This window comes from Jiangella sp. DSM 45060 (genome assembly GCF_900105175.1).
Classification (GTDB): Bacteria; Actinomycetota; Actinomycetes; order Jiangellales; family Jiangellaceae; genus Jiangella.
Window position 1 is genome coordinate 5038358 of record NZ_LT629771.1, and the last position, 25803, is coordinate 5064160.

General features: G+C 74.6%; 19 protein-coding genes and 1 tRNA gene. 7 read left to right on the top strand and 13 right to left on the bottom strand.

What is annotated here, in order from left to right; all coding sequences use genetic code 11:
- The first annotated feature begins 271 nt into the window (after nt 1-271).
- Nucleotides 272-1819, top strand: coding sequence for a SagB/ThcOx family dehydrogenase (locus tag BLU82_RS22370; RefSeq protein WP_157741193.1), 1548 nt, complete (start codon nt 272-274; stop codon nt 1817-1819).
- On the opposite strand, the gene BLU82_RS22375 is transcribed toward BLU82_RS22370, so the two are convergent.
- The 5 genes from BLU82_RS22375 to BLU82_RS22395 form a co-directional block, all read right to left on the bottom strand.
- Nucleotides 1785-3140, bottom strand: coding sequence for an aminotransferase class III-fold pyridoxal phosphate-dependent enzyme (locus BLU82_RS22375; protein ID WP_092623255.1), 1356 nt, complete (start codon nt 3138-3140; stop codon nt 1785-1787). The two genes, BLU82_RS22370 and BLU82_RS22375, sit on opposite strands and share 35 nt — an antisense overlap.
- Nucleotides 3137-4426, bottom strand: coding sequence for an MFS transporter (locus tag BLU82_RS22380; protein ID WP_157741194.1), 1290 nt, complete (start codon nt 4424-4426; stop codon nt 3137-3139). The genes BLU82_RS22375 and BLU82_RS22380 overlap by 4 nt, the downstream gene beginning before the upstream one ends.
- A gap of 310 nt (nt 4427-4736) precedes the next feature.
- The gene (locus BLU82_RS22385; protein WP_157741195.1) at nt 4737-7310 is read right to left on the bottom strand and encodes a hypothetical protein; all 2574 of its coding nucleotides are present in this window, start codon (nt 7308-7310) and stop codon (nt 4737-4739) included.
- Between the two features lie 112 nt (nt 7311-7422).
- Nucleotides 7423-9957, bottom strand: coding sequence for a LuxR C-terminal-related transcriptional regulator (locus BLU82_RS22390; RefSeq protein ID WP_092623258.1), 2535 nt, complete (start codon nt 9955-9957; stop codon nt 7423-7425).
- Nucleotides 9954-10934: a GlxA family transcriptional regulator gene (locus tag BLU82_RS22395; RefSeq protein ID WP_092623259.1), complete on the bottom strand. Its 981-nt coding sequence runs from the start codon at nt 10932-10934 to the stop codon at nt 9954-9956. The genes BLU82_RS22390 and BLU82_RS22395 overlap by 4 nt, the downstream gene beginning before the upstream one ends.
- A gap of 70 nt (nt 10935-11004) precedes the next feature.
- On the opposite strand from BLU82_RS22395, the gene BLU82_RS22400 reads away from it, so the two are divergent.
- From BLU82_RS22400 to BLU82_RS22410, 3 genes are read left to right on the top strand one after another with little or no spacing between them, the layout of a single operon-like run.
- Nucleotides 11005-11592: a DJ-1/PfpI family protein gene (locus BLU82_RS22400; RefSeq protein WP_092623260.1), complete on the top strand. Its 588-nt coding sequence runs from the start codon at nt 11005-11007 to the stop codon at nt 11590-11592.
- Nucleotides 11593-11635: 43 nt separating this feature from the next.
- Nucleotides 11636-12406: a cyclase family protein gene (locus tag BLU82_RS22405; RefSeq protein ID WP_092623261.1), complete on the top strand. Its 771-nt coding sequence runs from the start codon at nt 11636-11638 to the stop codon at nt 12404-12406.
- Between the two features lie 7 nt (nt 12407-12413).
- On the top strand, nt 12414-14048 hold the full coding sequence (locus BLU82_RS22410; RefSeq protein WP_092623262.1) for a thiamine pyrophosphate-binding protein: 1635 nt from the start codon (nt 12414-12416) through the stop codon (nt 14046-14048).
- A gap of 5 nt (nt 14049-14053) precedes the next feature.
- Here BLU82_RS22410 and BLU82_RS22415 read toward each other — a convergent pair whose 3' ends face one another.
- On the bottom strand, nt 14054-14950 hold the full coding sequence (locus BLU82_RS22415; protein ID WP_092623263.1) for an NADP-dependent oxidoreductase: 897 nt from the start codon (nt 14948-14950) through the stop codon (nt 14054-14056).
- A 141-nt stretch (nt 14951-15091) separates the two neighbouring features.
- Here BLU82_RS22415 and BLU82_RS22420 point away from each other — a divergent pair, with 141 nt between their 5' ends.
- Nucleotides 15092-16045, top strand: a complete 954-nt coding sequence (locus tag BLU82_RS22420) for an AraC family transcriptional regulator (RefSeq protein ID WP_092623264.1) — start codon at nt 15092-15094, stop codon at nt 16043-16045.
- A gap of 37 nt (nt 16046-16082) precedes the next feature.
- Here the strand turns inward: BLU82_RS22420 and BLU82_RS22425 are convergent.
- Nucleotides 16083-16159, bottom strand: a tRNA-Met gene (locus BLU82_RS22425).
- A 93-nt stretch (nt 16160-16252) separates the two neighbouring features.
- On the opposite strand from BLU82_RS22425, the gene BLU82_RS22430 reads away from it, so the two are divergent.
- Complete coding sequence (locus tag BLU82_RS22430) at nt 16253-16747, top strand: GNAT family N-acetyltransferase (RefSeq protein ID WP_092623265.1); 495 nt, start codon at nt 16253-16255, stop codon at nt 16745-16747.
- Between the two features lie 58 nt (nt 16748-16805).
- On the opposite strand, the gene BLU82_RS22435 is transcribed toward BLU82_RS22430, so the two are convergent.
- Complete coding sequence (locus tag BLU82_RS22435; protein WP_092623266.1) at nt 16806-19757, bottom strand: UPF0182 family protein; 2952 nt, start codon at nt 19755-19757, stop codon at nt 16806-16808.
- A 186-nt stretch (nt 19758-19943) separates the two neighbouring features.
- Here BLU82_RS22435 and BLU82_RS22440 point away from each other — a divergent pair, with 186 nt between their 5' ends.
- The gene (locus BLU82_RS22440) at nt 19944-20471 is read left to right on the top strand and encodes a PPA1309 family protein (RefSeq protein ID WP_092626149.1); all 528 of its coding nucleotides are present in this window, start codon (nt 19944-19946) and stop codon (nt 20469-20471) included.
- A gap of 794 nt (nt 20472-21265) precedes the next feature.
- On the opposite strand, the gene BLU82_RS22445 is transcribed toward BLU82_RS22440, so the two are convergent.
- Genes BLU82_RS22445 through BLU82_RS22465 form a run of 5 tightly spaced genes read right to left on the bottom strand, consistent with a single transcriptional unit; the run spans nt 21266 to nt 25747 of the window.
- A complete protein-coding gene (locus BLU82_RS22445) occupies nt 21266-22315 on the bottom strand; it encodes a PDZ domain-containing protein (RefSeq protein ID WP_092623267.1) in 1050 nt (349 codons plus the stop codon).
- A 53-nt stretch (nt 22316-22368) separates the two neighbouring features.
- Nucleotides 22369-23649, bottom strand: a complete 1281-nt coding sequence (locus BLU82_RS22450) for a hypothetical protein (RefSeq protein WP_092623268.1) — start codon at nt 23647-23649, stop codon at nt 22369-22371.
- A complete protein-coding gene (locus BLU82_RS22455) occupies nt 23646-24158 on the bottom strand; it encodes a SigE family RNA polymerase sigma factor (protein ID WP_092623269.1) in 513 nt (170 codons plus the stop codon). The genes BLU82_RS22450 and BLU82_RS22455 overlap by 4 nt, the downstream gene beginning before the upstream one ends.
- Nucleotides 24159-24216: 58 nt before the next feature.
- Nucleotides 24217-24639 carry a molybdenum cofactor biosynthesis protein MoaE gene (locus tag BLU82_RS22460; protein WP_092623270.1) on the bottom strand — a complete coding sequence of 141 codons (423 nt, stop codon included), beginning with the start codon at nt 24637-24639 and terminating at the stop codon, nt 24217-24219.
- Nucleotide 24640: 1 nt separating this feature from the next.
- Nucleotides 24641-25747: an NAD-dependent epimerase/dehydratase family protein gene (locus BLU82_RS22465; RefSeq protein WP_231947557.1), complete on the bottom strand. Its 1107-nt coding sequence runs from the start codon at nt 25745-25747 to the stop codon at nt 24641-24643.
- Nucleotides 25748-25803: the final 56 nt, after the last annotated feature.

Below are 25803 nucleotides of genomic sequence, written 5' to 3' on the forward strand. Positions count from 1 at the left end.
CGACGCCCGCCCCCGGCAGCCGTCCCGATGCCGCTCGCAATGAGCACCCATACGCATCGGTACCCGCCCCCGGCAGCCGTCCGGACGCCTTCGCAATGAGCACCCATACGCATCGGTACCCGCCCCCGGCAGCCGTCCCGACGCCCCTCGCAATGAGCACCCACCCGCCATCGATGCGTATGGGTGCTCATTGCAAAGGGGCCAGGTGAGCCTCGCGTCCTCCGTCCCGGCCGAGCCGGCCAGGCGTGACGCGGGCGGCTACGCTCGCGGGATGAGCTCGCGCAACGCCGACGTCCGGGCCGCCCTCGAGTTCCACGCGGCGACCCGCTACTGGCGCGGCGGCGACGGCATCGTCATGGGCACGCCGCCCGACGTCGAGAACGGCATCTGGGAGGAGGACCGGTCGCTCGAGCCGTACCCGTTCAAGGTGTACGAGACGCTGGAGCCGATCGCGATCCCCCGCGATGTCCCGCCGTCGCCGAGCGAGCTGCCCGCGCTGGCCGCGGTCTCGGCGACGGGCCGGGACGGAACCGGGGCGCCGGACCTGGCGCTGCTGGCCCGGATCGGGCGGCTGAGCAACGGGCTGCTGGACCGCACCGTCACCGTCCGCGGCACGACCATCACGTACCGGACGGCCGGCGGCACCGGCGCGCGCTACCACCTGGAGCTGTACTTCGCCTGCGCCGACCTGCCCGGTCTCGGCGCGGGCCTGTACCACTACGCGGCGCACGACCACAGCCTGCGCCGGGTGCGCTCCGGCGACGTCCGGTCCGCGCTGGGCGTCGAGGCCCCGGTCGTCCTGGCGGTGACCAGCACGTTCTGGCGCAACGCGTGGCGGTACAAGGCGCGCGCGTACCGGCACGCGTTCTGGGACGCGGGCACGTCGCTGTCGCAGGCACTGGCGGTCGCGGCGTCGGCCGGCGTCCCGGCCGAGTTGGTGCTGGGCTTCGCCGACCAGGAGGTCAACGCCGTCCTCGGCATCGACGGCGTGCGTGAGGCCACCGTCGCGCTGTGCGCGCTCGGCCACGGCGGGGCGCCCGCGCCGGAACTCGCGGCACTGCCGCCGCTGGACCTGCCGGTGCGGCCGGTGTCGCCGCGCGAGGTCGAGTTCCCCGCGATCCCGGCCATGCACCTGGCGTCGTCGCTGGACACCGCCGCCGAGGCGGCCGCCTGGCGGTCCCGCTCCGTCGACGCCGACCGGCCGGAACCGGCCGGCCCGCTCACCACGCTGGACCCGCTGCCCGACGACGCGCTGCCGCCCGAGCCGGTCGAAGAGGTGATCCTGCGCCGCCGGTCGACCCGCAACTACGACACGTCAGTGGAGCTGGGGTTCCGCGACTTCTCGACGCTGCTGGACCGCTCGTCGCGGGCATACGCCGCCGACGTCCGCCCGCCGCTGGACTGCTACCTCATCGTCAACGCCGTCGAGGGCCTGACCCCGGGCGTCTATCTGCACCACCCGGCGCGCGGCGCCGTCGAGCTGCTGCGGGCGGGCGACTTCCGCGCCGACGCCGCGCGCATCGCCGTCGGGCAGGAGTACTGCGCTAACGCGCACGTCAACGCCTACTGGCTGGCCGACCTCGGGCCGCTGCTGGCGGCGTACGGCAACCGCGGCTACCGCGCGGCCCAGCTGACCAGCGCGCTGCAGGCCGGGAAGCTGCACCTCGGCACGCACGCGCTGGGCCTGGGCGCCGTCGGCTCCACGTCGGCCGACGACGAGGTGGTGGAGTTCTTCTCGCCGCACGCGGCCGGCAAGTCCTACCTGTTCGTGACGGTGTTCGGCGTCAAGCGGCCGCGAACCGCTTCCCCGCGTCCGTGAGCACGTCGCGCAGGCCGCCGACGATCTCGTCGAGCACCGCGTGGTCGCTGATCAGCGGCGGCGCGATCTGCAGGACGGCGTCGCCGCGATCGTCGGCGCGGGCGATCAGCCCGGCCTCCAGCAGCCGCCCGGGCAGGTAACCGCGCAGCAGCGCGTCGCGCTCGGCCTGGTCGAACCGGCCGTTCGCGTCGTCCTTCACCAGCTCGATCGCCCAGAAGAAGCCCGCACCGCGGACGTCGCCGACGATCGGCAGGTCGAGCAGCTCGCCCAGGCGGTCGCGCAGGTACGGCTCCAGCGCGCGGACGTTCTCGAGGACGCCGTCGCGGGCGACGATGTCGATGGTGCGCAGCGCGACGGCGGCGCTGGCCGGGTGGCCGCCGAAGGTGATGCCGTGCCGGAACACCCGGCCGTCGAGGGGCTGCACCACACGGTCGGTGGCGAGGACGGCGCCCATCGGCAGGTAGGCGGCGGTGATGCCCTTGGCGAGCGTGACGAGGTCGGGGGTGACGCCCTCGCGCGCGCTGCCGAACCACTCGCCCAGCCGGCCGCAGCCGGTGATGACCTCGTCGGCGAGCAGCAGGATGCCGTAGCGGTCGGCGATCTCGCGCAGCCCGCGCCAGTAGCCGGGCGGCGGCGTCAGGCAGCCGCCGGCGTTCTGCACCGGCTCGGCGATGATCAGCGCCACCTCGTCCGGTCCGGCCGCGACGACGGCGGCCTCGACCTCGGCCAGCAGCCGGGCGCAGAACGCGGCCGGGTCGGCGCCGTCGGGCGCGCGGAACGCGTTGGTGTTCGACACGTGCGTGACGTCGATGGGTGGCTGGCCGAAGTCGTCCTTGAACCGCGCGACGCCGGTGAACGCCAGCGCGCCGAGCGTCACCCCGTGGTAGGCGATGTCGCGGGCGATGGCCTTGGTGCGCCGCGGCTGGCCGATGGCGAGGTAGTGCTCGCGGACCAGCTTCCACGCCGCCTCGACCGCCTCGGAGCCGCCGTTGGTGAAGAACGCGCGGGTCAGCCCGGGCGGCGCCAGGCCGGTGAGCCGCTCGGCCAGCTCGATGGCCGGCGGATGCGCCGTCGCCCAGTTCGTGTTGAACGGCAGCCGGGTCAGCTGCTCGGTGACGACCGCGCCCATCTCGGCGCCGTACGAGTAACCGAGCTGCGCGCAGAACAGGCTGGACAGCGCGTCGACGTAGCGGCGGCCGCGGGTGTCGAACACGTACGGCCCCTCGCCCCGCTCGAGCACCAGGAGATCGTCGAGCCGCTGCTTGGAGAAGTGCAGCAGCAGGTGGTCGGCAGCCGTGCGCTGCAGTTCGTCGAGTGTCATGTGACCTCACCGCCTCTGTGCTCAGTGTGGCGTACGCGGGTGACGAGGACGGCGGAGGCAGCGACACTCACCAGCGCGACGGCGAAGAGCGCGCGGTAGCCGTCGAAGAGGTGGATGACAGCGGCGGCCACCGGCGGTGCGATGGTCTGCGGCACGTTGACGGCGACGTTGAACAGCCCGAGGTCCTTGCCGGCGGCCGCTTCCCGATCCGGCAGCACGTCGATCGCCAGCGCGTTGCCGCAGGCCAGATACAGTCCGCCGGCCAGGCCCTGGACCGCCGCGAACACCACGACGGCCGCCGTCGTCGCCGAGGCCAGCGGCACCGCCAGCGCGACGCCGAGGATCGCGGCCGCCGCCACCAGGAACACCGTGCGCCGGCCGGAGCGGTCGCTCCACCAGCCGCCCACGGCGATGCCGACGACCGTCGTCGCGAACCCGAGCACCGTCAGCAGCCCGATCAGCCGGTTGGCGTCGCCGCGACCGAGCCCCACATAGTCCGTCAGGATGTACAGCTGGTAGGTCAGGATCAGCTGGTACCCGAGCACGAACAGCAGCCGCGACCCGAACACCCGGAGGAAGTCGGCGTGCTCGCGCGGGCGTCGCCAGAAGCCGCGGAGCAGCTCGGTCCGCCCGCTCCCCTGTTGGGTCGGCTGCGGCCGGTCGACCAGCACGAACACCGCAGCCGCCGCGACCACCGCGAGGCCCAGCACGGTGTAGGCGACCGGCCGGTGGTCGACCGCCAGCGGACCCGCGAACGCCGTCCCCGCCGCCGCCCCGGCCATGCCGCCGCCGGCCAGCACCGCCGACGCCCGGCCGCGGCGGGCCGGCGCGACCCGGTCGGCCAACGTCGCCGCCGCCGCGACGTCGGTGCCGTTGAGCGCGAACTGGATGACCACCCAGAACACGCAGATCCACGCGACCGAGCCGAGCCCGCCCAGCCCCAGCAGGAACCCGGCCGCCACGACGGCGCCGCCGAGCAGCCACGGCGCGCGCCGGCCCAGGCGGCTCCGCGTGCGATCGCTCAGCGCGCCGACCAGCGGCTGCGCCAGGATCGTGAACCCGAACGACACCGACGTGACGATGGCGAGGTTGGTGACCTTGCGGTCCGGGTCGATCGCCTCGACGTGATTCGGCAGCAGCACCGCCAGCAGCGCCGCGTAGTTGGCGACGACGGCGAACATGACCAGCGCCAGCGACGGCAGCAGCGCCCGGGCGGGGGCGGGCGTGGCGGCCTGCGCGGCCTGCGCGGCAGCCTGCGGTCGGGCGAGGGAGTCAGGCGCCACCACGTCGGCTCGTCTCGTCGGGGGTGCGGGGGTCCGGACGATCATGGACGCGGCGGTGCGCAGCCGCAACCCGAACCGGCGCCAGCCCGGTTGTCGGCGGCGCCGGTTGGCCGGCGCTGGCTGGCCTCGTTGGCCCGCGCTGCCTGGCCTCGGTGGCCGGCGCCGCTTGGCCTCGGTGGCCGGCACTGTCTGACCTCGGTGGGCCGGCGCCGAAATCGCGCGGCGTGGTACGTAGACCCCGCCCGGCCGGGAGGGCCATCCCACCCTACGGGCGGGCACCGACAACGCGCGCCGAGACCGACGTGGGCCGGCGTCAGCCGTCGGGGAGGAGGCCGAGGCGGCGGGCTCGCAGGAGGGCGGCGTCCCGGCCAGTCGCGCCGAGGACCGCGTACAGCGACCGCAGCTCCTCCTCCACCAGGCTGGGCGCCATGACCAGCGCGTACGAGATGGCGGCCGCGTCCTCGTGCCGGGTGAGCGCTCGCAGCACCGACCGCTGCCGCTCGGTCAGCGTCACCAGCTCCGCCCGCGCCGGGTACGCCGGCCGAGCCGACAGCACGGCCGGGTCCAACGCGATCCCGGACCGCTTCGCCAGCACGTCGCGCACCCCGTCGGGCAGCAGGGTGAACGAGCGCAGCGCGCCGGTCCGGGCGGCGAGCGCGGCGGCCCGGCCGAAGGAGTGGTCCGCGGTCCCCGGTGACCCGAGCGCCTCGGCCGCGGCGGCCTCGATCAGCAGCAGCTCGATCCGGTCCCGCGGCGTCGCCTCCGGCGCCCACGCCGCCGCGCCGGCCGTGTGCCCGGCGCGGTCCGGCTCGCCGCGCAGGAGGTGGAACCGGGCCAGCGGCACCGCGGTCCAGCCGGCGTCCGGCCCGGCCGCGCGCAGCAGCGTGTCGACGCGGTTCAGCTCGCCCAGGGCGAGCAGGAGCTCGGCCCGGCACCGGTCGACGATGCGGGCGGCGAGGCCGCCGGCGGGCGCCGAGTTGGTGGCGGCGGATCGCTCGGCGTCGGCGAGGGCCAGCAGCGGGTCGCCGAAGCTGAGCGCGTACTGGGTCCGCGCGGCGACGGCGAAGGGCCACAGCTCGGCCTGCCCGGTGTCGTCCTCGGCCCGTTCCAGGTGCGCACGAGCGGCGTCGCCGTCCAGCCGGTCCGTGGCGACGAACGCGGCGGCCAGGTGGGCGGGCAGCCGGACGAGGTACTCCAGCCACCGGGCCGGCGCGGTGTGCCGCTCGTAGACGTCCAGCCAGTACCGGGCGTCGACGGTCGCGCCGGCGGCCGCGTGCAGCAGCGCGAGGTCGGCGGCGATGTGTGCGGTGACGGGGTGCGCGGCGACGTCGTGGGCGGCGGCGTAGGCCTGCGTCCCGGCGGCGACGGCGCGCTGCGCGTTCCCGCCGAGCAGCAGCGCCTGGGCGGACTGGTGCAGCGCCCACGCCCGATGCATCGGCCAGACGTCGCCGTCGCGGCCGGTCAGCTCGCGCTCCAGCCGGGCTGCGCCGGCGGCGGCACGCTCGTAGCGACCGTCCAGGCGATCGGCGACGATCCCGATCGACAGCAGCTGCAGCTGCCGGTCGCTGGGCCGCCCCGGCGTCATCTCCTCCGCCCGCAGCAGCTGCTCGCCGCCGGCCCGGAACGCGCTGGCCAGCGCCTGCAGCGTCCGCACTCCCGGCGGGTGCGACGTCAGGATGCGGGCGGCCGCGGCCGGCAGCCGCAGGTCCGGAACGTCGTGCGGCACCCGCGCGGTCAGCCCGCCGAACGCGGCGACGAGGTCGTCTGACTGCTCGGTGAGCAGCGTCAGCCCGGCCGCGTTCCACACCCGCGCCAGTAATGGCCAGTCGGCGGCGGAGCGGGCGTGCCGGGCGGCCGGACCCGGCGCACCGGCGTCGAGCAGCGCACGGGCGTACCGGCGGTGCCAGGCGGCCGGCTGCTCCGGCTCGGCGGCGGCCAGCTCGGCCACCAGCGCGTCGCGCAGCACCGGCGGCAACGACCAGACGGCTCCCTCGCCGCCGAACGCCGGGTGGTCCACCCGTCCCGGCCGGGTGGGCCTCGAACCTACCGCCGGCCACTGACAACCGGCCGCGAGCGCCCGCAGCTCCCCCGCCGCCTCGTCCCCGCCGCCGGCGCCGGCGCCGCCACCGCCACCGTCGCGCGTCACGCCGAACGCCGGGTGGTCCACCCCTCCCGGCCGGGTGGGCCTCGAACCTACCGCCGGCCACTGACAATCAGCCGCGAGCGCCCGCAGCTCCCCCGCCACCTCGTCCCCGACGCCGGCGGCACGCAGGTGGACGGGGGTGATCGGGTCGGCCAGCGCGAGCCGGAACGCCGCGCCCCGGACCGCGGAGGGCAGCCCGTCCAGCACGACCGCCCGCACGTAGTCGGCCGCCGCGCGCCGTCCGTCCTCGGCGGTCGGCGCGTCGATCATCAGGCGCGCCGGGAGCAGCCAGCCGCGCGTGTGCTCGTGGACGGCGGCCGTGCCGCGCTCGCCCCACGCCGCCGCGAACTCGTCCGGCGTTGCGAGCAGCTGCGGGCCGGTCAGCTGCGTGACCTCCAGCCCGGCCCGCTGAGCGGCGGTGACCAGTGGCAGCGGCCGGCGACCGCACACCACCAGCCGCACATGCGGAGCCCGGGCGAGGGCGGCGGCGACGGCGTCCGGCTCGGGCAGGTCGTCGCCGCGGTCGACGACGAGGACGGACTCGCCCGCGGCGGCGATCACGCCCGGCAGGCCGACGGCGTCGTCGATCCAGGTCACGTCGGCACTGTTCAGAGCAAGCCACTGCGCCACCAGCGCGGTCTTGCCGGTCCCGGGCAGCCCGACGATCGCCCGGAGCGCGGCCGGCCGGTCCAGGCGATCGAGCAGCCGGTCCCGAGGCACCCGGCCGTCCGTGCGTCGTTCCACCCGTCCCCCGCGCTCGCTGTTCCCGTGCGGGTCCAGCGCAGCAGAGGACGCGGGGTGGGCCGGGCCCGGTCTCGCGGATATCCCCCCGGTTCTTACCCCCCCGCCGCGACCCTCAGAGCAGGCCGCGACGGCGTGCCTCGGCCACCGCTTCCGCGCGGCCGGAGACGCCGAGCTTGCGGTAGACGGCGCGGCACTGGCTCTTGACGGTGCCCGCGGCCACGCCGAGGCGGCCGGCGATGACGGACAGCGTGTCGGACGTCGCCAGCTCGGCCAGCACGGCCGACTCGCGCCGCGTCAGCGACACCAGCGCGTCGGGCTCGGGGAACAGCGCCGGGAAGCGATCGACGTCGGAACGCAGCTCTGGGAGCCCCGCAGCCAGGGTGCGGAAGTCCGAGCGCGGCATCGCGGCGAACGGGCTGCGCAGGCCGGTGTCGTCGGACAGTGCGACGGCGTCGGCGAAGGCCCGCGCGGCGGCGGCCGGGTCGCCGGAGCGCAGCCGCGCGGACGCGGCGATCAGGGACAGGTGCAGGCGGTCGCGCGGGGTGCCGCGGTGCTCGTGCTCGGGCGCGGCGGTGATGGCCAGCGCGCGGGCGTGGTCGCCGTCCAGCAGCAGGCCGCGGGCCTTGGCGACGGCCAGCCGCGGGTACGGCCGGATGCGCCGCGACGGGATCAGCCGCCGGGCCTCGGCCGGCCGGCCCGCGGCCAGCAGCAGCTCGGCTCGCTGCGCCGTCAGCATGGCCCGCATCGCCGCGCCGAGCGGCTTGCGGCTCTTCTCGTCCAGCCCCGACTCCAGCAGCCGCAGCGCCTCGGCCGGCCCGTCGGCGTGCCAGCGCTGCAGCGTCCGGGCGTGCAGCACTATCGGCCACCACTCCATCGTCGGCCAGTGCGGCAGCACCTGCGCGAGCGCGTCGGCGGCGGCGTCCGGACGGTGGTCCTCGAGGTGCACGTACGCGGCGCCGACGTGCTTGGGGATGGCGTAGAAGCCGGCGTTGAAAAACCGCGGCAGGCCCGGCTCGACCAGCTCGGCCAGCGCCGCGCGGGCCAGCGTGACGCGCCCGGCGGTGGCGTGCGCGAGCACCGTCAGCGACTCCGGGTGCAGCGCGCCGCTGCCGCGGACGGTCCCGGCCGGCCGGGCGGCCAGCGCGCGGACGGCGTCGTCGACGCGGTCGAGCAGCAGGTGCGTCGTCGCGGTCTGGGTGACGATGAGCGGACGCAGGTGGTCCAGCTCGCCGGTGGGGTCGGCGGCCCGCGGCAGCATGCCGTGCAGACGGCGCAGCGCCGGCTGCACCAGCTCGTCGCGGCCGGCGAAGCGCAGCCCGAGCGTGAGCATTCCCTGGATCCACACGTGGTCGACGCTGACTCGGCCGTGCCTGGACAGCCGCTGCCACTCCGCCGTCGCGACCCCCGCGGTGAGCATCCGGACCGCCTTCGCGACGTCGCCGACCGCGTAGTGCGCCACGCCGACGAACAGCGCCAGCAGCGGCTGCGCCCGGAGCACCTGCCGGGGCACGTCGGCGCGGCGCACCCAGTGCTTGTCCAGGCCGCCGGCGACCTCGCGGAACGCCTGCCCGAGGTGGGTGCGGGCGCGCTGCCACTCCTGCGCGATGACGGCGGACTCGAACGCGGCCGCGCGCTCGCCGCGGTCCTCGTACCAGTCGGCCAGCCGGCGGTGCGCGGCACGCAGGCGGTCGTCGTCCAGGCGGCGGCGCAGGGCGTCGCGGACCAACGGCTGCAGCCGGAACCGCGGCTCGCCCAGGCCGTCCTCCCAGCCGCCCAGCCCGCGGTCCTCGACGGCGGCGAGGATCGGGTGGCCGTCGAGGTCGACGTCGAGCAGCTCCGCCTGCCGCACGCCGACGCCGTCGACCACGGACAGCAGCACGAGGTCGTCGAAGCCGGGCAGCTGCTCGAGGTCGCCGACGAGCATCCGTTGCAGCCGCGACAGCTGGTCGTTCTCGCCGGCCGCCGGCCACGGGTGCTCCCGCTGCGGCCGGAGCCCCGCGCGGACGGCGAGCGGCCAGCCGTCGCTGGTCTCGTGCAGCGCCACGACCTGCTCGGCGGTCAGCGGGCTGCGCAGCTCGGAGGCCAACCGGGTGGACTCGTCGGCGGTGAACGCGAGCGTACGGGGGCCGAGAGTGACGGCGTCGACGCTCAGCTGCGTCGCGGGATCGGTGAGCTCGCCGTCGCGGCGCGTGCCGACCGCGAGTTGGAGCCGGGCGCTGTGCCGCACCAGCCGCAGCAGGTCGTGCTCCACCCGCGGGTCGACCTGTTCGGCGGCGTCGACGACCAGCGTCAGCGGCCGGTCCACGGTGTCGAGCAACGGCGGCAGCAGCGTCGGCAGGTGCCCGACGGCGTCGGCGCCGACCTCCACGCCGGCCAGCCCAGGGTGCACCGTCCCCAGCAGCGCGACCACCCGCGACCAGAACCCCAGCCGCGTCGCGCACTCGTCGTCGGCCGTGACCCAGACCGTCGCCGACCCGGCCGGACGCTCGTGCGCCCACTCCGCCAGCAGCGCCGTCTTCCCGTAGCCGGCCGGCGCGCGGACGACCCGCAGCGGCAGCTCGTCGTCGCCGAGCTCGGCCAGCAGGCGCGGCCGGCTCAGGTGGTCGCGCGACAGCCGTGGCACGCCCGCGGTGCTGCCCGGGCTCACGCCGGGACCTGCTGGAACGTCCGCCGGTAGCGCAGCGGGCTGGTGCCGAGCAGGCGGGCGAAGTGCTGGCGCAGCGACGCCGACGTGTGGAAGCCGGCCCGCCGGGCCACCTCCTCGACCGGGAGCGACGTGGTCTCCAGCAGCTCGCGGGCGTGGTCGACGCGCTGGCGGATCAGCCACTGCAGCGGCGTGGTGCCGCACTCGGCGCGGAACCGGCGGACGAGGGTGCGGGTGCTCATGGCGGCGTGCCGGGCGATGTCGGCGAGCTGGTGGTCGTCGGCGAGGCTGGCGCGCAGCCAGGCCAGCGTGGGCGCCAGTGCCGACCCGCCGGGATCGGCGGCGGCCGGGAGGTACTGCGCCTGGCCGCCCTCGCGGTGCGGCGGCATGACGATGCGCCGGGCGACGTAGCCGGCGGCGGCCGCGCCGTGGTCGCGGCGAACGAGGTGCAGGCACAGGTCCAGCCCGGCGGCGACGCCCGCCGCGGTGAGCACGTCGCCGTCGTCGACGAACAGCACCGACGGGTCGACGCGCACCAGCGGATACCGCGCGGCGAGCTCGTCGGCGTGCGCCCAGTGCGTGGTGGCGCGGCGGCCGTCCAGCAGGCCCGCCGCCGCGAGCAGGTAGGCGCCGGTGCAGATGGAGCCGATGCGGGCGCCGCGGGCGTGCGCGGTGCGCAGGGCGGCGATGACGTCCGGGGACGGTCCCGCGGCCGACTCCGTCGCCGGCACGATGACGGTGTCGGCGGTCTCGACGACGGCGAGCGGTTCCAGTCCGGCGACGGAGAACGCGGCGCCGCCCGACGCCGTCGTGGCCAGCGTCGGCTGCGGCGCCCCGATGCGGACGTCGTACAGCCGGCCGTCGCCGGTCAGCCGCTCGGCGCGGTGCCCGGCCGCCCGCGCCGTCGCGAACACCTGGAACGGGATGGCCAGCTCGAGCGCCACCACGCCCGGCAATGCGAGCACCACGACCTTGTGCATGGCGTGAATCTATCGAAGGGTGGCATTCCTGCCGTGGCGGCGGCGCGGCACCGTCGCGAAAACTGGCCGGATGCGGGCAGAGGTGTTGATGTACGACGGCATCGCCGAGATGGACGCGCTGCTGACGTTCGACGTGCTGGCGCGCGCCCGGCTGATGGGCGTGGACGTGTCGCCGGTACTGGTGACCCCGGACGGGAGCCCGGAGGTGACCGGCTGCTACGGGACGCGGTTCGGCGGGCTGGTCCGCTGGGACCCGTCCCGGGCCGACGCGCTGCTCGTCGCCGGTGGGTGGGACTTCGACGTGATCGAGGCCAGCTCGCTGCCGGCGCGGCTGCGCTCGTACAAGGAGCAGGCGGGGCCGCGGCTGCTGCTGGGCGGCATCGACTCGGGTGCGGTGCTGTTCGGCGCGGCCGGCCTCATCGACGGCCGCCCCGCGACGACCTACCGCTTCGACATGGAGTACCTCGCGACGTGGGCCGACGTGATCGACGCCCGCATCGTCGACGACGGCGACCTCGTGACGTCGGGCAGCGGCTGGCTGGCCGGGCTGGACCTCGGGCTCTACCTGGTGGCCGAGCGGCTGGGTGCGCCGCACGTGGCGGTGGAGATCGAGGGCCGCATCGGCCACGACCGCCGCGGCACCGTCTGGCGCCGCTGACGCGGACCGCGCCAAGATCGCGTCGCAGCGGTACCGTCTGTCCATGTCCGTTCTGTCCGGCCTCATCGAGGCACTCGTGTCCGGTCGCGTCGAGATCGTCGACCTCACCGCGCCGCTGTCCGATCAGACGCCGATCCTGGAGCTGCCGCCGGAGTTCGGCCAGACCGCACGGTTCCAACTGGAGGAGATCAGCAGGTACGACGACCGCGGGCCGGCCTGGTACTGGAACAACTTCCGCACCGGCGAGCACACAGGCACCCACTTCGACGCGCCCGCCCACTGGGTCACCGGCCAGGACCGGGCCGCCATCGACGCCGTGCCGCTGACGTCGTTCGTGGCGCCGGCCGTGGTGCTCGACGTGACGGCGGAGGTCGCCGCCGACCCCGACTTCCTCATCGAGATCGATCACCTCCGGGCGTTCGAGGCCGAGCACGGCGCGCTGCCCGACGGCGGCTGGCTGCTGTGCCGCACGGGCTGGTCCGCCCGCACCACGCAGGCGGAGATGATCAACAACACCGCCACCGGCCCGAGCAGCCCCGGCATGTCGGCCGAGTGCGCCCGCTGGGTGGCCGAGGAGTCGCCGCTGCAGGGCATCGGGGTCGAGACGGTGGGCACCGACGCGGGCGCCGCGCACTCGTTCGACCCCGCCTTCCCGTGCCACTCCTACCTGCTGGGCAACGGCAAGTACGGCCTGGCCCAGCTGCAGAACCTCGACCGCCTGCCGCCGACGGGGGCGGTGCTCGTCGCGGCGCCGCTGCGCATCGTCGGCGGCTCCGGATCGCCGGCCCGCGTGCTGGCGCTCACCGAGCGCTGACGCCGCCGTGCTCGTCTCCGAGGCGGTCGGACGCGCTCTCGTCGGCGCCGGCATCGACCACGTCTTCGGCGTCGTCGGGTCCGGGAACTTCCACGTGACCGTCGCGATGTCGGCGGCCGGCGCCCGGTTCGTCGCGGCCCGGCACGAGGGCGGCGCCGCCACCATGGCCGACGCCTACGCGCGCACGTCGGACCGGCCGGCCGCGCTCAGCGTCCATCAGGGCTGCGGCCTGACGAACGCGATGACGGGCATCACGGAGGCCGCGAAGTCGCGCACGCCGCTGGTCGTCGTCGCAGCCGAGGTGACCCAGCCGCGGTCGAACTTCTACGTCGACCAGGACGCCCTGGCCCGTGCGGTCGGGGCGGTGCCGCTGCGGATCACGTCCGCGCGGACCGCCGCCCAGGAGGCCGTCGAGGCGGTGCGCACGGCCGTGCACGAGCGCCGCACCGTCGTGCTCAACCTGCCGCTGGAGCTCCAGGCGCTCGACGCGGCGGACACCGAGCCGCCGCCGCTGCCGTCGCCGCCCGCACCGCCGCTCCCGTCCACCGCCGACGTCGCCCGGCTGACGGCGGCGCTCGAGGACGCCCGGCGGCCGGTGTTCGTGGCCGGGCGGGGCGGCCGGTCCGCGGCGGCGCGGACGGCCCTCCTGGCGCTGGCCGAGCAGCACGGCGCACTGCTGGCGACGTCTGCCGTCGCGAAGGGGCTGTTCCACGACGAGCCGTGGTCGCTCGACGTCTCCGGCGGGTTCTCGTCGCCGCTCGCCGCCGAGCTGATCGCCGGCGCCGACCTCATCGTCGGGTGGGGCTGCGCGCTGAACATGTGGACCATGCGGCACGGCCGGCTGATCGCGCCCGGCACGACGGTCGTGCAGGTCGACGACACCCCGGAGGCCCTCGGCGCGCACCGTGAGCTCGACTTCGGCGTGCTCGGCGACGTCGGCGCGACGGCGCGGGCGCTGCGGGCCGCACCGGCCGGAGCCGCCCGCGGGTACCGGACGCCGGAGGTCGCGCAGCGGCTGGCCACGCAGCTGCGCTGGCGCGACGTCCCGTACGACGACCTCACCGGTGCCGGCCGCATCGACCCGCGCACCCTGACCATCGCGCTGGACGACCTGCTGCCCGCCGAGCGTGTCGTCGGCGTCGACTCGGGCAATTTCATGGGCTACCCGAGCATGTTCCTCTCCGTTCCCGACGAGCGCGGGTTCTGCTTCACTCAGGCCTTCCAGTCCATCGGCCTCGGCCTGTCGACGGCCATCGGCGCCGCGCTGGCCCAGCCGGACCGGCTGCCGGTGGCCGCCCTGGGCGACGGCGGCGCGCTGATGATGGCGGCCGAGCTCGACACCGTGCGCCGCCTGCGGCTGCCGATGGTCGTCGTGGTCTACAACGACGACGCGTACGGCGCCGAGGTGCACCACTTCGCGCCCACGGGACGCGACCTCAGCTCGGTGACCTTCCCCGAGACCGACATCGCCGCCATCGCCCGCGGCTACGGCTTCACCGCGACGACCGTCCGCGGGCCCGACGACCTCGCCGGTGTGCGGCGGTGGCTCGACGGACCCCGCGACACCGCCCTGCTCGTCGACGCCAAGGTCGTGACCACCGAGCCGTCGTGGTGGCTGGAGGAGGCCTTCCGCGGCCACTGAGCACCTCACGGCACGAGGACGATCTTGCCCCGGGTCCGGCCGGCCTCACTGCGGCGGTGGACGCTCGCCAGTTCGCGCTGCGGGACGACCTCGGCGACGTCCACGGCCAGCTCGCCTGCGTCGATGAGCCCGACGAGCTTGGCCAGCTGCTCGCGGTCGTTCCGGGTGACGAAGTGCACGGCGTCCGTGACGGGCAGCGGGGTGGCGATCGAGACCGCGACGCCGCCGGCGCGCAACCGGGTGGCCAGCGACGCTGCAGCGTCGGGCGGGATCGCCACGAGGTTGATCACGACGTCCAGTGAGTCCGGGACGGCCTGCGACGTGTAGTCGACGATCTGGTCCGCGCCTGCCGCGCGGACGGCGTCGGCGCTGCGTGCGCTGGCGGTCGCGATCACGTGCGCGCCGGCCGACTTCGCCAGCTGGACGGCGAATCCGCCGACCCCGCCGCCTGCCCCGTTGATGAGGACCCGCTGACCCGGGCGCACGTTCGCGTGGTCGCATACCGCCTGCCAGGCCGTCAGTCCGGCGACGGGGAGCGCCGCCGCGTCGGTGAGCGGGACGGTCCGTGGCGCCTCGACGATCACGTCGGCCGGTGCTGCAGCGTACTGAGCGGCCGCACCTCCGGCGTCGACGCGGGCGATCACCCGGTCGCCGGGCGACCAGCCGCCGACGTCGTCGCCGACGCCGACGATCGTGCCCGCGACATCCCAGCCGAACGTGTAGGGCAGGGTCAGCGGGAACACGTCGCGCACCCGGCCGGACCTGATGGCGGTCTCGGTCGGGTTGAACGCGCTCGCGGCGACCTGGACGAGCACCTCGTCGCGGCCAGGAGCGGGCACCGGCACGGTCTCGTAGCGGATGGCGCCGGGTTCGCCGTAGTGGTGGATGCGTGCGGCACGCATCGTTGCGGGGACGGTGGACGCCATGGGGTCGACTCCAGTCAGGCGGGTTCGCGATGGTGTCGACGCTAGGCGCGGCGGTTGAGACTCTCCATGCCTCCAGCGCGCTACTTTCTACGCGTGCGTCTCAGCTAGAGTGCAACGGTGGATGTCCTGGGCGACGTCATCATGAGCGCCCGCGTCGGGCGGCCCCGGTCGGCGCGCGTGAGCTGGCACGCCCCGTGGGGCCAGCGGTTCCCGTCGGTGCCTGGGTCCGCGGCGTTCCAGGTGCTCCTGCGGGGCTCGGGCTGGCTGATCCGTCCCGAGGCCGAAGCCATCCCGCTCGGCGCCGGTGATGTGGTCTTCTCCCCGAACGGCCAGGGCTACGGCATGGCAAGCGATCCGTCGGCACCGCTGGCCGAGCCGCGGTTCGACCCCCAGCACGTCGCCGACCTCGTCGTCACCGACGCCGTCGGCGACCGGGGCCCTGTCACCGTCACGTTGTCCGGCGGCTACCAGCTCGACCCCGTGCGCACCCACCCGATGCTCCGCGACCTGCCGGACGTGATCGTCATTCCGTCCCGGGCGGGGCGGCACCCGGAACTGCGGGCGGCGATCGACCTGCTCGGGGCCGAGGTCGACGACCCCAGGCCGGGGTCGGTCGCCGTGGTCCCCGGCCTCCTCGACGTCCTGCTGGTGTACGTGCTCCGCGCCTGGCTCGCCGAGACTCCCGCCCACACGTCCGGCTGGGCGGCGGCCTTGACCGACCCGGGGATCAGCGATGCGCTGCGGGCGCTGCACGAGCAGCCCGCCCATCCGTGGACCGTGCGAGACCTCGCCGCCCGCGCCCGGATGTCGCGTGCGACCTTCGCCCGCCGATTCACCCAGCTGATCGGGCAGCCGCCACTGCGCTACCTGACCTGGTGGCGCTTGACCACGGCCGCGCACCTGCTCCGCGACACCGACGACTCGTTGGAACGCATCGCGCGTCGCGTCGGGTACTCGTCGGAGTTCGCCTTCGCCGCCGCCTTCAAACGCCAGCACGCGGTGCCGCCCGGCCGCTACCGCCGCCGAAGCCGGATCGCCCACCACGGCGCCGGCGCCCCGACCCGCCAATGACGAATGGCCCGGACCTCTGGGGTCCGGGCCATTCAGGTGGTAGCGGGGGCAGGATTTGAACCTGCGGCCTCTGGGTTATGAGCCCAGCGAGCTACCGAGCTGCTCCACCCCGCGTCGCTGAAATGAAGTCTACGCGATCGTCTGCGGTGCGCCAAATCGCGAGGACGGCCGCGTCGGGTGTCAGTGGCCGGCGCGAGAATGTGCGCCATGACGGACTTCCAGGTGCGCCCCGCCCGCCCCGACGACCGCCCCGCCGTCGCCGCACTCACGGTGGCGGCCTACGACGCCGACGGGTTCCTGGACGGCGACGAGGAGTACGCCGACGAACTGTCCGACATCGAGCACCGGTCGGTGCAGGCCACGCTGCTGGTGGCGGCCGACGACGACGGCACCGTGCTGGGGGCGGTCACGTTCTGCCGTCCGCCCAGCCCATACGTCGAGGTGGCACGTCCGGGCGAAGCGGAGTTCCGCATGCTCGCCGTCGATCCCTCGGCACGTGGCCGCGGCGTCGGCACGGCGCTGGTGCAGCGCTGCCTCGACCTCGCCCGCGAGCACGGCGACCACACGCTGGTGCTGTCGTCACTGCCGACCATGCTCACCGCGCACCGGCTGTACGAGCGGCTCGGCTTCGTCCGGACGCCGCGGCGCGACCACGAGCCGCTGCCGGGCTTCCGGCTGATCGCCTACCAGCGCGCCGTCTGAGCCGCACGCGGCCGGAGCCGCCACCCGAGGTACGGGTGACGGCTCCGGCCGGGTGGCGTTACTGCCCCGGCGTGGCCCCGGGGGTGGCGCCGCCGGCGCCCTCGCCGCCGGTGAGCGCCTCGGCCGCCGCGATGGCCGCGTCGAGCCGCTCGAGCGCCGCGCCGTACTCGGCCCAGTTGCCGGCGGCCTGCGCGTCGCGGGCCTCCTGCCACGCGACCCGGATGGCCTCGAGCGCCGCCGTGAGGTCGGCCGGCTGTTCCGTGGTGGGCGGCGGCGTCGTCTCGGTGTCGGGCGGCGGGGTGGTCTCGCCTTCGGTCGGCGGCTCCTCCACCACCGGCGGCTCTTCGGTACCGGCGCCGGCGTTGCCCTCGAAGATCTGGTCGAGCGCGCCCTGCAGGGTGTCGTCGAAGCCGATGCTGTCGCCGAACTGCACCAGGACGCGGCGCAGCAGCGGGTAGGCGGCCTCGCCGGTGGCCCGGGCGACGTAGACCGGCTGGACGTACAGCAGGCCGCCGCCGACCGGCAGCGTCAGCAGGTTGCCCAGCTGGGTCTCGGCGTCACCGGAACGCAGCAGCGTCAGCTGCTGGGCGACGTCGGCGTTGGACTCGAAGTCGTTGGCGACCTGGCCCGGACCGTCGATCTGCGTGTTGCTGGGCAGTCTCAGGATCTGCAACTGCCCGTAGTCGTCGCTGCGGGCGTCGGCGTTGACCGCCATGAACGCGGCCAGGTTCGGCCGTCCTCGCGGTGTGTACGTGGTCGTCAGCGAGAAGATCGGCGCGTCGGTGTCGGGCAGCTGGATGGTCTGGTAGTACGGCGGCTGCTTGACGTCGACGTTCGACGACGGGTCGGCCGGCACCACCCAGCGGTCCTGGCCGCCGTAGAACGTCGAGGCCTCGGTGACGTGGTACTGCTCGAGCATGTTGCGCTGCAGCTTGAACAGGTCCTCGGGGTAGCGCAGGTGGTCGAGCAGCGGCGTCGGGATCTCGGAGCGCGGCTGCACGGAGTCGGGGAACGCGTTCATCCACGCCTGCAGGACCGGGTCGTCCTCGTCCCACGCGTACAGCGTGACGGTGCCGTCGTAGGCGTCGACCGTGGCCTTCACGGAGTTGCGGACGTAGTTGATGAAGTCGTCGGGCTGGGCGGCCAGCGCCGGACGGGCCGTCCGCGAGTCGCTGGTGGCCTCGCTCAGCGACACCCGCTGGCTGTACGGCAGCGAGTTCAGCGTCGTGTAACCGTCGAGCACCCAGACGACGCGGCCGTCGACGACCGACGGGAACGGGTTGGCGTCGACCGTGAGCCACGGCGCGACCTTCTCGACCCGGTCGCGCGGGTTGCGTTCGTACAGCAGCCGCGACTCGGAGTTGAGGCGGTCGGACAGCAGGAAGTTGGCCTCCTGGAACCGCGTGGCGTAGAGCAGCCGGTTCCAGAACGAGCCGATGGGGACGCCGCCCTCACCGGTGTAGGTGTTGCGCCGCTCGCTGCCGGTCTCGGGGTCTTCCGGGATGTCGTACTCGACCGGGTCGGTGCCCTCGGGCGCGCCGACGATGGAGTAGCTGGGCGAGTTCTCGCCGAAGTAGATGCGCGGCTCGTACTCGCCGAGCACACCCTGCGTGGGGATGTCCTCCTCGGCGAAGTTCGGCGACCCGTCGCCCTCGCGGGTGTTGCCGTACGCGGCGACGACGCCGAAGCCGTGGGTGTAGACGGTGTGCTCGTTGATCCAGTTGCGCTGCTCGGCCGGGATGCCGTCGGAGTCGACCTCACGGACGGCGACCACCATGTCCTGCTCGGCCACCACGCCGTCCTCGCCCTCGACCGTGTAGCGGTCGACGTCGAGCGGGTCGCTGAACGTGTAGAAGCCGCGGACCTGCTGCAGCTGCTGGAAGGCCGGCGGGATGACGCTGGGGTCCATCAGCCGGATGCCGGGGATGGTCGCGGAGTCCTGCGCCAGCTGGCCCTCCTGGACCGACGTGGTGGCGCGGTACTCCTCGGTCTGGACGTCCTGGATGCCGTAGGCGTTGCGCGTGGCCTCGATGTTGCGGCTGATGTACGGCGCCTCGCGGCTGGCCTCGCTCGGCCGGACCTGGAACTGCTGGACCAGGAACGGCCACAGCCCGCCGAGCAGGACCGCCGACAGCACCAGCAGGCCCAGCCCGATGCCGGGCAGCGTCCAGTTGCGCTGCCAGACGTTGACGAAGAACAGGATGGCGCAGATGGTCGCGACGAAGATCAGGATGGTCTTGGCCGGCAGCACCGCGTTGATGTCGGTGTACGAGCCACCCGTGAAGCGGTCGTTGTCCTGCATGACCAGCGCGTACCGGTCGAGCCAGTACGCCACGGCCTTGAGCAGGACGAACAGGCCGATCAGGACGGACAGGTGGGCCGTGGTGGCGGGGCTGACCTTCTGCCCGGCGGTCTGCAGCCGGATGCCGCCGTAGACGTAATGGGTGATGGCGGCGACGACCAGGCCCAGCACGACGACGGCGAACCCGAAGCTGACGAGGTAGCGCCACCACGGGTAGTCGAAGGCGAAGAAGCCGAGGTCGAGGCCGAACTGGGCGTCCTCCTGGCCGAACTCGCCGCCGTTGCGCCACAACAGGAAGGTCTGCCACTGCCCGGCGGCGCTGGCGCCGGCCATGATCGCGAGCAGGATGGCGGCCGCCGTCAGCACCCAGGTACGGACCGGGTCGATGGCGTCGCGGTAGCGGTCGAGGCTCTGCTGCTCGACGCTCATCGGCCGGTACCGCGGCCGGACGCGGTAGGCGACCATGCCGTTGACGACGACCGACGCGGCCATGAGCAGTCCGAAGACCAGGAACAACCCGATCCGCGTGACCAGCTGTGTCGTGAACACCTGGGTGAAGTCGACCGACTGGTACCACAGTCTGTCGGTCCAGAACGTCACGACGAGCACGTACGCGGCAATGAGAACGCCGAGCACGATGAGCGTGGGCAGTAGAGCGCGCGACCGTCGTTGGGGCGCGCCGCGGAACGGTCCGGCGGGTCGGGGCATGTCCTGGCTCACCCCTGCAAAACTATCTCACTGGTCCGTACGGTTCCGACCCGCGGTCGGAACATCGCTGTCAGCGGACGGTTCGGGGCGAACCGTGACCCGTTCGACGCCGGGCCGTGACCGATGTCGCCGGCGGCCGCCGCGACCGATGTCGCCGGCGGCCGCCGCCCGTGCGACGATGCGGGCATGAGCACGACGGACGAGCAGCCGAGCGCCCTGTACCGCGCGATCGAGGAGATCGAACAGCACGTCCGCGACGACGGCTGGGACCAGCCGGCCCGGCTGTACGCGCTGGCCCCGACGGCTGACCTCCTGTCCCGCGAGCCGGCACTCGCCGCGAGCATCGGCATCGAGCCCGACGGGCCCGCCGACTCCCTCACGCCCATCGAGCAGGACGTCGCCGGGCGGCCGATCGAGGACCTGCTCGTCGAGATCACCTGGCCCGACACCGTCTCCGGCTGCGCGCTGGTGCTCGAGCGCATCGTGCTGCCGCCCGGCGCCGAGGACCAGATGCCCGACGACGACGGCCTGGCCGCCCGGTGGGCGCAGCAGCACCCCGACCGCTCCGACGTCCGCGTCGTCGTCGGCGTCCTCCGCGACGGCCGGCGGGCGTCGGTGCTGCGGATCCGCGGCCACGAAGCCGACGACGAGTTGGTGCGCGGCGCGGAGCTGTCGCCCGAGCTGGGCAACGCACTGGCCGAGACGTTCGACTGAGGCCGGCTGGTTTCGGCAGGGGCGCCGCGCTCGCCGCGGGCGCTGCGCTGGCCTCGGGCGCCGCGCTCGCCGCGGGCGCTGCGCTGGCCTCGGGCTGGCTGGGTTCGGCCCGAGCCCGCACGTTTCGGCCTGATTCGCTGCGTTCGTCGCGTGTCGCGGCGTTCGCCGGCTGAGTACGGTCCCCGCCCGGCTGGGAGGGCACCCACCCTACTGGCGGGCGCCGACAACGTCCGCGCGCCGACGCACCGTCCCGCTCGCCGACGAACCGTCCGCGAGCCGACGAACCGCCTCCGGCCGACCGTCGCCGTGACCGGCGTCGTCAGGCCCGGCAGGCCGGCACGCCACCTCGGGCAGCACATCGACTCGGGCCGGCACGTTCGGCCTGATTCGCTGCGTTCGTCGTGTGTCGCGGCGTTCGCCGGCTGAGTACGGTCCCCGCCCGGCTGGGAGGGCACCCACCCTACGGGCGGGCGCCGACAACGTTCGCGCGCCGACCCACCGTCCCGCTCGCCGACGCATCGTCCGCCGCGCCGACCGTGGCCCCTGACCGGCGTCGTCGGGTCCGGCAGGCCAGCACGCCACCTCGGTCCAGCACGTCGGCTCAAGCCGGCACGTTCGGCCTGATTCGCTGCGTTCGTCGTGTGTCGCGGCGTTCGCCGGCTGAGTACGGTCCCCGCCCGGCTGGGAGGGCACCCACCCTACGGGCGGGCGCCGACAACGTCCGCGCGCCGACCCACCGTCCCGCTCGCCGACGCATCGTCCGCCGCGCCGACCGTGGCCCCTGACCGGCGTCGTCAGGTCGGGCAGGCCGGCAGGTCGCCGGTGTCGCCGGCGACGAAGGACTCGATGGTGCTGACGGCGTCGTCGAGGGTCTCGATGGGGACGACCTGCATGTCGCCGTTGTTGCCGCCGACCGCTTCGTCGCAGTTGCTGGCCGGGGCGAGGAAGAGCGCGGCGCCGTCGTGGTTGGCGGCGGCGATCTTCTGCTGGATGCCGCCGATGGGGCCGACCTCGCCGTCGGGGCTGATCTCACCGGTGCCGGCGACGTGCACGCCGTCGAGGAGCTCGCCCGGGGTGAGGGTGTCGTAGATCGCGACGGCGAAGATCATGCCGGCGCTGGGGCCGCCGATGCGCTCGTCGATGCCGATGGTGATGTCGACCGGCAGGTCGAACCCGAGCGTCGGGCTGAACCCGACCAGCGCGCGGCCGTCGTCCTCGGCGGCGATGGTGGTGATCGACTCGGTGAGCTGCCGGCCGTCGCGGTCGACGACGAACGAGACGGCCTCGCCGGGCTCGTGCGCGGTGACGGCGTCGACGACGTCCTCGGGGGTGGCGACGGGGGTGCCGTCGACCGAGACCACGATGTCGCCCGGCTCGAGCACGCCCTCGGCGGGTGCGTCGGCGACCACGGCGTCGACGACCACCTTCTCGGGCACGTCGTAGCCGAGCTTGCGCAGCGCGGCGACCTCGGCGTTCTGCTGCGAGTTGGCGAGCATCGCGGCGTTCTGCTGCCGCGACTGCTCGGCCGTGGTGCCCTCGGGGTAGACCAGCTCACGGGGGATGACGGCGCGGTCGGGGTCGATCCACGCGCGCAACGCCGTCAGCAGGTCGAGGTCGGCGTCGGCGCGCGTGACCCCGACGGTGGTGAGGTCGAGCACGCCGTCGGTGGGGAACGTCTCGGCGCCGTCGATCTGGATGACCTGCTGGCCGTTCCACTCCCCCAGCGTGTCCTCGACCGGCCCCGGCGAGTACACGACGTAGGGCAGGTGCAGCATGGACGCGACCGCGACGAGCGCGACGATCAGGGCCCCGGCGACGGCGAGCGTCGCGGATCGGCGGGTCATCGGTGTGGTCGGTCCTCACGGTGAACGGGCTTCGACACCGTAAGAGTACGTGGTCAGCCTGTGTGTTCGGCGGCAGCGGCGGTCGCCGCGCGGGCGAGGTCGCCGACCCGATCGTCCAGCCAGGCCGTCATGGCGTCGCGCCGTTCCGGCGTCGTCGTGGCGGCGGCGTCGCTCACGAGCAGGCTCACCCGGAACTTCCGCTCGTCGGTCCCGGCAATCACCCACACCTCGGCGTTGTAGCCGCCCTGCGCGTACGGGCCCTCGAGCGTGGTCGTCGCCCACTGGACGTGCACGGTCTCGCCGTCCGGCGTGGTCGTCGCGGTGCAGGGCTGCGTGATGCGGCCCTTCTCCTCCATGGGCTCGCAGTGGTCGGCCACGGTCAGCTCGGAACCGATCTCCATGATCATCGCCGGCCCCGCCTCGACGTGCTCGGGCAGTCCGGCGGTGACGTCCGGGCCCGCCTCGGCCATGTCGTCGCCGCTGGCGGTCCAGCCGGCGCCTAGGTTCTCGGCGAGCGCCTGTGCCTGCTCGCCGACCTCTCCCTCGCTCGGCTGCTGGGGCGCCTCGGGCGGGGATATGCCCGCGGCGAGCTCGGTCCAGGCCCCGTCCGTGACGACCGTGGCGAGCTGGTCCAGCGAGAACGGCGGCTCGTCGCGGGTCGGCTCGGACTCCTTCTCGGTCGGCGCGTTCATCGCGTCGAGCATGACCGTCAGCCCGCCGGGAAAGACCGCCTGGGCGCGGGACTGTAGCCGCTCCGGCTCGCGGTCGGGCTGGGGGTGGTAGGGCCCGGACTGCCGCAGCACCGTGGTGCCGTCGTCGAGGGTGACGACCTCGCAGCTGCCGCCGTTGACGATCGTCGGGCACTCGTTCGGCGTCGCGACCGCCGGGAGGTCCACCGTCGCGCTGACCCAGCTGGCGCCGCTGCCGTCGTCCCAGACGAAGTCGATCCAGACCGACGTCGGCTCGTGGGCGTACGCGTTGGCCCCGCTGATCTCGCCGGGCGGCAGCAGCGCCACGACAGCGTCGAGGACGGCGTCGGCGTCGAACTCCGCGACGGGGTCGGCCACGGGCGGCGCCTCGGACGCGCCGGAGGCGGCCGGGGCCTCGGTCATGGCGGGCTCGTCGTTGCCGGCGACGATGAACGGGGCCGCGACGAGGCCGCCGACGCCGGCGACGAGGACGATCGCGGCGGCGCCGACGGCGAACCGGGCCCGGCGCAGCCGCCGCCGTTCCCGCCCGCGCGCCAGTGCGCCGTCGACGAGGTCGGCGACCGGCGGGTCGATCCGGGCCGCCTCCGCCCGGAGCGCCAGCTCGAGGTCCTCTTCGATCGTCATGGTGTCGCTCCGCTCCTGGTCGGGTCGTCGGCATCGGTACCGAGGACGTCGCGCAACCGGTCGAGCGCACGGAAGCAGCGCGAACGCACCGCGCCGGCCGACAGCCCCAGCTCGGCGGCCGTCTCGTCGACGCTGCGGTCCTCCCAGTAGCGCAGCACCAGGACCGCCCGGTCCTTCGCGTCCAGGCGGGCCAGCGCGTCGAGCAGGGTGACCCGCAGCGCGACGTCCGGCTCGCGGCCGGGCACCTCCGGCACGGCGTCGGTGGGCCGCTCGCCCGACCCGCGCCGCCGCCGGTGCGTGATGAACGTGCGCACCAGCGCCGTGCGGGCGTAGGCGATCGGGTCGTCGGGCCGCCGGCGTGTGGTCCAGACGCGGTACACCTTGCCGAGGGTCTCCTGCACGAGGTCCTCGGCCAGATGCCAGTCGCCCGTCAGCAGCCAGGCGGTCCGGAACAGCCGCCCGCCGCACGCCGCCGCGAAGTCGGTGAAGCCTTCCTCGTCGCCGGCCAACGCCAGCCTCCGTTCGTCGTCCTCACCCTTGAAGACGCGGTGGGGCGGCAGGCGCGTTTCAGGGCGAGCCGACCCATTCCTCGCTGCCGTCGTCGAAGCGCTGGTGCTTCCAGATCGGGACCTCGCGCTTGAGGTCGTCGATCAGCTGGCGGCAGGCGGCGAACGCCTCCTGGCGGTGGCCGGCGGCGGTCGCGACCACGACGGCGATGTCGCCGATCTCGAGGTGACCGACGCGGTGGACGGCGGCCAGCGCGCGCAGCGGGTGCTCGGCGGCGACCTTCTCGGCCACCGTCCGCAGCGCCTCGGACACCGTGGGGTGCGCCTCGTAGTCGAGACTGGTGACGCCGCGGCCGCCGTCGGCCTCGCGGACCGTGCCGACGAACACGACGGTGCCGCCGGCGCCGCGGTCGGACACCGCGGCCAGCACCTCGTCGACGGAGAGCGGGTCGGGCCGCACGTCGAGCAACCGGATGACGTCCATCTCAGCTCCGCTTCCGGCGGCGGGCCTTGCGGACCACGACCGCCGTCCCGAGGATCGCGACGGTGGCGCCGGCGGCGCCGATGGTGGCCGCCGTGGCGGCGTCGCGCTTGCCGATGCGCCGCGACGCCAGCGCGTGCCGGCCGCCGACCTCCTCCATCAGCGCCCGCAGCGCCCCGGCGTTGTCGTAGCGCGGCTCCCAGCCGGACTTGCGCAGCCGCTCGGCGGCCACGACCCACGGCCGGGTGACGTAGTGCAGCTCGCTGGCCGGCGCCGGGGTGACGCCGAGCCGGTGCAGCCGCTGGGCGGTGCCGAACGCGAACGACGCCGGCAGCTCGATGCGGCTGCGGCCGGACAGCTCCTCGACGGCCGACTGGTCGAGGTGGCCGTCGCTGCCGACGGCGACGGGGCCGCTGACGCCGTGCAGGACGACGTGCTCGAGCGCCGACGCGAGGTCGTCGACGTGGCAGAACTGCCAGGCCGGCTCGCTGCCGCGCACGACCAGCAGCCGCGGCGCCTCGAAGTGGCGGGTCAGGACGGTGTCGATGCCGGGCCCGACGACCGCGGCCGGGCGGACCACCGTCACCGACATGCCGGGGTGCGACCGCGGCGCCCGCGCGCTGAGGTCCTCGATCTCGAGCAGGTCGCTGATGACCGAGCCGTCGGGCTCCGCGCGCAGCGGGGCGTCCTCGTCCAGCGGGATGTCGTTGTCGGGATGCGCGCCGTACACCATGGCGCTGGTGAGGACCGCGACGTGCTTGACGCCGGCCGCCGCGGACGCCGTCAAGATGGTCTGGGTGCCCCGGACGTTGCGGTGCGAGCGGACGGCGGGGTCGTCGGTGATGCCGATGTCGACCGCCGCGTGCACCACCGCGTCGACCCCGGCCAGTCGCGTGACGATGGCCGGATCGGTGAGATCCATCACGCGCCACGTGACGCCGTCGACGTCGCCGCGGGAGTCGTCGAGACCCACGACCTCGGCGACGTCGTCGCTGGCGGCCAGGCGTGCGGCCAGCAGGCGGCCGACCCCGGAGGCGGCGCCGGTGACCGCGACGACCAGCCCGTCGCCGCCGTTGCGCCCAGCGCGAACCCGGCCCGACTGTCTGCGCACGAAATCCCCTTCAACGACTACCGTGGAACGCATGAGGCGCTCCCGAACGCTTCCCA